General features: G+C 72.7%; 7 protein-coding genes, 1 tRNA gene and 1 pseudogene. 1 reads left to right on the top strand and 8 read right to left on the bottom strand.

Features of this window, described 5'->3' with window-relative positions; all coding sequences use genetic code 11:
• From ACTIR_RS27315 to ACTIR_RS0101370, 4 genes are all read right to left on the bottom strand, one after another.
• Nucleotides 1-294 (bottom strand): DeoR family transcriptional regulator (locus ACTIR_RS27315; protein WP_233345796.1); only part of this gene is annotated, 294 nt, incomplete at its 3' end.
• A gap of 159 nt (nt 295-453) precedes the next feature.
• Nucleotides 454-1839, bottom strand: a complete 1386-nt coding sequence (locus ACTIR_RS0101380) for a sensor histidine kinase (RefSeq protein WP_052583674.1) — start codon at nt 1837-1839, stop codon at nt 454-456.
• Between the two features lie 143 nt (nt 1840-1982).
• Nucleotides 1983-2672, bottom strand: a complete 690-nt coding sequence (locus ACTIR_RS0101375) for a response regulator transcription factor (protein ID WP_026452947.1) — start codon at nt 2670-2672, stop codon at nt 1983-1985.
• Nucleotides 2673-2757: 85 nt separating this feature from the next.
• The gene (locus tag ACTIR_RS0101370; protein WP_007025947.1) at nt 2758-3408 is read right to left on the bottom strand and encodes a response regulator; all 651 of its coding nucleotides are present in this window, start codon (nt 3406-3408) and stop codon (nt 2758-2760) included.
• A gap of 167 nt (nt 3409-3575) precedes the next feature.
• Here ACTIR_RS0101370 and ACTIR_RS0101365 point away from each other — a divergent pair.
• Nucleotides 3576-3648 (top strand) — tRNA-Arg (locus ACTIR_RS0101365).
• Nucleotides 3649-3680: 32 nt separating this feature from the next.
• On the opposite strand, the gene ACTIR_RS0101360 is transcribed toward ACTIR_RS0101365, so the two are convergent.
• The 4 genes and pseudogenes from ACTIR_RS0101360 to ACTIR_RS0101345 form a co-directional block, all read right to left on the bottom strand.
• On the bottom strand, nt 3681-4805 hold the full coding sequence (locus ACTIR_RS0101360; protein ID WP_026452946.1) for a tyrosine-type recombinase/integrase: 1125 nt from the start codon (nt 4803-4805) through the stop codon (nt 3681-3683).
• Nucleotide 4806: 1 nt separating this feature from the next.
• Nucleotides 4807-4983 carry a helix-turn-helix transcriptional regulator gene (locus tag ACTIR_RS0101355; protein ID WP_026452945.1) on the bottom strand — a complete coding sequence of 59 codons (177 nt, stop codon included), beginning with the start codon at nt 4981-4983 and terminating at the stop codon, nt 4807-4809.
• A complete protein-coding gene (locus tag ACTIR_RS0101350; RefSeq protein WP_026452944.1) occupies nt 4980-6311 on the bottom strand; it encodes a replication initiator in 1332 nt (443 codons plus the stop codon). Before ACTIR_RS0101350 ends, ACTIR_RS0101355 begins: the two co-directional genes overlap by 4 nt.
• 91 nt (nt 6312-6402) lie before the next feature.
• A pseudogene (locus ACTIR_RS0101345) lies at nt 6403-6633 on the bottom strand (DUF2637 domain-containing protein); the annotation flags it as partial.

Below are 6633 nucleotides of genomic sequence, written 5' to 3'. Positions count from 1 at the left end.
CAGGCGCGTGCGCCCACCCGACGGCAGCGCACCGGGGGACAGCCCGGCACCGTGGGCGACGTCCCGGGCGACGTCGTGGGTACCGCCGTGCGTGACGCCGTCGTGTCCCGACGGCCGGGCCGCGGTGGCCCCGCCGTACACCTTCTCGACCAGTCCCCGGCCCGCGAGCGCGTCCAGGTCCCGCCGGATCGTCATGTCGGACACCCCGAGCCGCGAGACGAGCTCGCTGACCCGCACCGCGCCGGTCCGCAGGGTCTCTTCCAGAATGACTTCTTGTCGTTGTCGCGCCAGCATGGCTCACTCCGTCCCGCGCGAACGGCCGACCACCACAGATTTTACGCGAATCGGGCAACTCCCGGTACGATCACCCACACGTGGCGTGACCGGGAGGCGGGACGTCGACTACGCATGCGGCTCTGCATACCGGAGACCACGCGCGCGGTCCACCTCGGGTCACCGTCCTTCCGACCCGGGATCGGGGGCATCGCCGGGAGAGCCGGGCAGGCGGATCGCCAGCAGGGCCCCGCCCTCCGGGCGGTTGGCCGCGTAGACCGCGCCGCCGTGCCGTTCGGCGGCCTGCTTGACGATGGCCAGGCCCAGCCCCGAACCCGGCAGGGTGCGCGCCTCCGACGAGCGGTAGAAGCGGTCGAAGACCCGCGGCAGGTCGGCCTCGGCGATGCCCGGACCGGAGTCGGCGACCTCGACCACGGCGGTGCCGTCCCCCAGCGGACGCGCGACGACCGACACCGTGCTCCCCTCCGGGGAGAACTTCACCGCGTTGTCCAGCAGGTTCAGCACCGCACGTTCCAGCGCGCCGGGCTCGCCGGTGAGCACCCACGGGGTGAGGGTCGTGGTGAAGTCGACGTCGCCCGCGCGTCTGCGGGCCCGCTCCAGCGCCCGCTCGACCACCTCGACCAGGTCGACCCGCTCGGCCCGCGCCTGCGGCACGTCCTCCCGCGCCAGTTCGGACAGGTCCCCGATCAGCTGGGTCACCTCGTCCAGCTGGGCGCGGATGTCCGACTCGATCTCCGCGCGGTCGGTGTCCGACAGCGACGGCGCCCCCTGCCGGTCGGCCGCCAACAGCAGCTCCAGGTTGGTGCGCAGCGACGTCAGCGGTGTGCGCAGTTCGTGTCCGGCGTCGGCGACCAGCCGGCGCTGCCGCTCCTGCGACTCGGCGACCGCGCCGAGCATGGTGTTGAAGCTGTGCGTGAGCCGGGCGAGCTCGTCGTCCCCGCTCACCGGGATCGGGCGCAGGTCCATCGTGCGGCTCACCCGCTCGGTCGCCGAGGTCAGCCGCTCCACCGGCCGCAGACCGGCGCGGACCACCGCGGTGCCCGCCGCCGTGGCGACCAGCACGCCGAGACCGCCGAAGAACAGCAGCACCAGCGCGAGCTCGCGCAGGGTGCGCTCGGTCGGGGCCAGGGACTGCGCCAGCACCATCGCCACCCCGTTGCCGGACGGCAGCGCCACCACCCGCATGTCCGTGTCCCGGTCGGTGCGCAGGGACGACTCGCTCTCCCCGCGGGCGACGGCCAGCTCGTCCCGGCCCCAGGGCGGCGGGTCACCGGCCCGGGGATACACCATCTCGCCCCGCGCGGTGAGCAGTCCGATCTGGATGTCGCTGCTGACCAGGAACGCGCCCGGAACCGACTCCACCCGCGACTCCACCGTCGGGCTGCGCACCGCCGCGGTGGCCCGGTCGATCAGGTTCTCGTCGAAGGCCTGGTAGAGGTTGCTCCGCACGGTGAAGTACGCCCCCAGGGACACCAGCGCGACGGTGCACCCCACGCACAGCGCCACCAGCAGCAGCAAACGCTTGCGCAACGACATGCGGCGCATGCCCGCGGCGCGTGCACCCGACGGCACCGGCTCCGGGGCCGGGGATCCGGGTGCGGGCGGCGGCGTGGGATCCGTCCCGGGAGTGCTCCCGGGCGGTGGGCCGCCGGGCTGCGGGTCGTGCGGGGCGGGGCCGCCCGGGATCGTCACGGTGGGGTCTCCCGCAGCACGTACCCGACCCCGCGCACGGTGTGGATCAGCCGGGGCTCGCCGTCGGCCTCGGTCTTGCGCCGCAGGTACCCGACGTAGACCTCCAGGGCGTTGCCGGAGGTCGGGAAGTCGTAGCCCCACACCTCCTCCAGGATGCGGGTGCGGCTGAGCACCTGCTTCGGGTGCGCGAGGAACAGTTCCAGCAGGGAGAACTCGGTGCGGGTCAGGCTGATCGCGCGCGACCCGCGGGTGACCTCCCGGGTGTCCGGGTCCAGCGACAGGTCGGCGAAGGTCAACGTCTCCGACCGCCCCCCGGTGGCCTCGCCGCCGGTGCGCCGCAGCAGTGCGCGCAGCCGGGCGAGCAGCTCCTCCAGGGCGAACGGCTTGGGCAGGTAGTCGTCGGCGCCCGCGTCCAGCCCGGAGACCCGGTCGGAGACCTCGTCGCGGGCGGTGAGCACCAGGATCGGCAGGTCGTCCCCGATGCCGCGCAGCCGCCGGGCGACCTCCAGCCCGTCCAGGCGGGGCATCATCACGTCCAGCACCATCGCGTCCGGCCGGTCGGCGGCGACCATCTCCAGGGCCTGCGCGCCGTCGCTGGCCAGCTCGACCTCGTAGCCGTTGAACGCGAGCGACCGCCGCAGCGAGTCCCGCACCGCCCGGTCGTCGTCGACAACGAGTATGCGCATGGGTTCCAGTCTGGCCCGCCCGGCTGAGAGCATGCTGAGCGCCGCCGGGCCGTCCCGGCTGTCCCGTTCCGGGGGCAAGCGGGCGTCAGCTCACCAGACCGCCCCGGTAGGCGAGCAGGGCCGCCTGCACCCGGTTGCCCGCCCCGATCTTGGACAGCACCGCCGAGACGTATCCCTTGACGGTGGCCTCCGACAGATGCAGCCGCCCCCCGATCTCGGCGTTCGACAACCCCTGCCCGATCAACGTCACCACCTCCCGCTCCCGCTCGGACAGCGAGGACAGCATCTCCCGCGCGGGCGCGGCGGCCCGCTGTTCGTCCCGGCGCGCGTTGACCATCCGCGCAGCCACACTCGGGTCGAGCACCGCGCCACCCCGCGCCAGGTCGCGGATCGCGCGCACCAGCACGGCCGGTTCGATGTCCTTGAGCAGGAACCCGTTGGCCCCGAACCGCAGCGCGAGGCTGACGTACTCGTCGATGTCGAACGTCGTCAGCATCGCCACCTTCGGTGGTTCCGGCAGCCCCTGCATCGCCCGCAGCGCGCGGATCCCGTCGTCCGGGGTGCGCATGCGGATGTCGAGCAGCGCCACGTCCGGGTGGAACCGGCGTGCGGCCTCCACGGCGGTCCTGCCGTCGGCCGCCTCGCCGACGACCTCGATGTCCGGGGCGGGGGTCACCATCGCGCGTAACCCGGACCGCACCAGCTCCTCGTCGTCGGCGAACATCACTTTCAGCACGAGCGCCTCCGGCCGCCGGGCGGAGACGGGATCACCGCCTCCGCATCAGGTTAGTTACTGTTAGGTAGTAAAGGCATTACAGTGAGCACAGAGCGCTGAGTCAAGGCCCGTTCGGGCGCAGCGGGCGGACGCGCTAGGGTGTGGAGGGAGCCGACGTACTCCAGCAAGCCCTCGTAGCTCAGGGGATAGAGCACCGCTCTCCTAAAGCGGGTGTCGCAGGTTCGAATCCTGCCGGGGGCGCCCAGGTCACCGCGTTACCGCAGGTCTCGTGATCACTCCCGGGGCACATCCGGGGCACACACGATCTGATCCATCCGGTCCGCGATATCGTTCAACCGGTCCGGGAACAGGTGCCCGTAGAGGTCGAGCGTCATCGTCGCGGTCTTGTGCCCGAGCATCTGTTGCACGATCTTCACGTCCGCCCCGGAGGCGATCGCGAGCGAGGCCGCCGTGTGCCGGAGCTCGTGCGGATGGAAGCCCTCCGGCCCGACCTCGCGCACGGCCGCATCGAACACCCGCCGCCGGAAGTTGCGCACCCGCAGCACGTCCCCCCGCGGTGACGGGAACACCAGCGCGTCCGCACGCCGGCCCTCGACCCGCGGCCGCAACTCCTCGGCCAGGAAGCGCGGCAGCGGCACCGAGCGCCGTTCGTGCGTCTTCGGGCTCCCCCAGACCAGCCGCCCTCCGACCTCGGTGACGGACTCGGCGACGAGGACCCGGCGACGACGCAGGTCCACCCGGCCGACCGTGAGCGCGGCCAGCTCGCCCCACCGCAGGCCGGTGTAGGCGAGGAAGCGCACGACGACACCGTGGTCACCGCAGCGTTCCGCGAGGGCCGCGACCTGGTCGTGGTCGAGGTAGCGGTGTTCCGGTTGCTCCGGCCGCGGCAGCCGCACCCCCTCGGCGGGATTGCGAGCCAACCGGGCATCCCGCACCGCCCAGGCCAGCATCAGCGAGAACACCCGGTGCACCTTGGCCACCGAGGTCGACGCGAGGCGACCGACCAGTCCGGAGATCCACGTCTGGACGTCCGCATGCGTGATCGAGGAAAGGTGGACGCTGCCCCACCGGGGCACGATGTGCGTCTCGATCACATCCCGGTACCGGGCGAGCGTGGACGGCGCGAGGTGAGCTTGACCGTCGAGCCACCGCGTCGCCCACTCCCCCACCGAGACCCGGCCCGCGTCCGGGGCGATGTACGAGCCGGAACGGAGCCCGTGCTCGAGACTGGCCGCGTAGCTCTCGGCCTCCGCCTTGCGCTTGAAGCTCTTCTTCCGCTGCCGGCCCTGCGGATCGCGCCACCGCACGAGCCACCGTGCCCCCTGGCCGTGCCGTTCGGTCTTCTCCCGCCGGCCGTCCGGGCCGCGCCGGTACCAGCGGTCGTCGATGTCGGCCACGTCAGATCTCCCCCTGCTGTTCGACCCACGCCTCGACGTCCTGGGGCCGGTAGCGGACGTACTTGCCGATGCGGCGGCCCGCAGGGCCGTAACCCTTGGTGCGCCACTGGTAGAGCGTGTTCACGGGGACGCCGAGGTAGTCGGCGACATCGCGGATGGTCATGAGTTTGCTGCTCATCGCAGGTTCTCCTCTCGGTACTGCTGACGGCGTTGGTCGCGGATTCGGTCGGCGATGCCCGCGGCGAGTTCGCGTTCGGCGTCGTTGCGGTAGCCGGTGCCGGTGAACTGCCAGTCGTTGACCACCACGACCGCGTCGGGGTCGAGGTCGAGCGCCTCGAGGGTTTCGGCCAGGCGGAACGCGCGCCGGTCGTCGCGGATGGCGCGGAAGGTGGTCGAGTAGGCGCGGCTCTTGGTGAGGAAGTGGCCGCGGAAGCCGAGCATGTGCGCCCAACGCCGCAGGTTCAGATGCTCGTAGGCCTGCAGGCCGCCGAGGTCCCAGCAGGTCTGGATCAGCCGCCTGTGATGGTCCGAGACCCGTAGGTGGTCGATATCGAGTTGCGAGCGGATCCGCCGGTCGGCGCCCTCGGTGGTGCCGGTGCCCTTGGTGGCGTACTTGGCGATGTAGCCGGCCAGGGCGTCGTCGGCGATGCCCTCGCCGCCGACGGTGTCCTCGGTGTCGACGGGGCGGATGTCGAGCTGTTCACCCCAGGTCAGCGCCAGCCGGGCACCGCCGGGCCGGGTGATGGTGACGGTGACCGCCCGCGCGGCCGCCGTGACGGCTTCGTTCAGCAGGCCCGGACCGGCCCAGGACGGCGCTGGGTCGGTGGCGCCGCCGGGGCCGTCGAGACGGACGAGGGCGTGGAAGTGGACCAGGCCGCGCCGTTGATACTCGGCGACCTTGCTGTAGGACAGCCGCGCGTGGTCGGCGAACTCGCGGGCACGCAGCCCCGCCCGATGGGCCAGCTCGCGGCGCAATCGCATGGTGAACCGCTGCCACAGCACGCCCGCGTGTGCCTGCCACAGCACGGCGCCGACGTAGTCGTAGGACTCCGGATCGAGCGGAGTGCCGACCCGCGGATCGTCCTCGCTGCGATGCCGCTCCCCACAGCCGCAGGGCATCACCCGGCCCCGAGCGGACACGCGCCGGGTGTGGACCCGGCCGAACGACGGCGCGGTCAGGGTGACGAACGCCCGCGGCCGGGCCGTCACCGACTCCGGGACGCCCTTGGCGCCGCCCACGACGCCGGCCCGGACGAGGTGGAAGGCGTCGGCCGCGTAGCGGTCCGAGCAGGCCGGGCACACGCTGTCCCGGCGGTTGCCGCAGGGCGCGAAGATGCTGCCTCCGGTCTCGTGCAGGACCGCGCCCGTCGCAGCGTCCTGCAGCCGGTGGGAGCCGAACAGCCGCACCGGTCGGGCACAGCCGCCCACGGTGCGCACCTTGGCACGCCAGGCCTGGTAGTCCGGCGACCGCAGCCGCGCGGACAGACGTTGTTCGAGCGTCAGCACGAAGCACACTCCTTAATACGAGAGAGAAAACGGGGCGGAGCACGTCACCGGAGGTGGTGGGTGCCCCGCCCCGCAGCGGGACGGTGTGCGGTCAGGCGGGCAGCGGATGTCCGTTCCGCGCGACCGGGCCGAGCTGCTCGAGAATGCGGTCGGCCATCTCGTCGGAGACCCGCGCCGCCGAGCGGATGTCGGCCGCCGTCGGGTGTCGGCCTTCCCGGTGCGCCCGGTCGACTGCCGCACCGACCCGGTCGGCGAGGTCCGCGGGAAGCCGCAGCCGGGACACCAGCTCCGGACCGGTCGGCGACGAGCCGTCCGCCGGCGG

Origin of the sequence: Saccharomonospora iraqiensis subsp. iraqiensis (assembly GCF_000430445.1) — a bacterium.
GTDB classification, from domain to species: Bacteria; Actinomycetota; Actinomycetes; order Mycobacteriales; family Pseudonocardiaceae; genus Saccharomonospora; species Saccharomonospora iraqiensis.
This window is presented reverse-complemented; position numbering and strand designations above follow the sequence as displayed.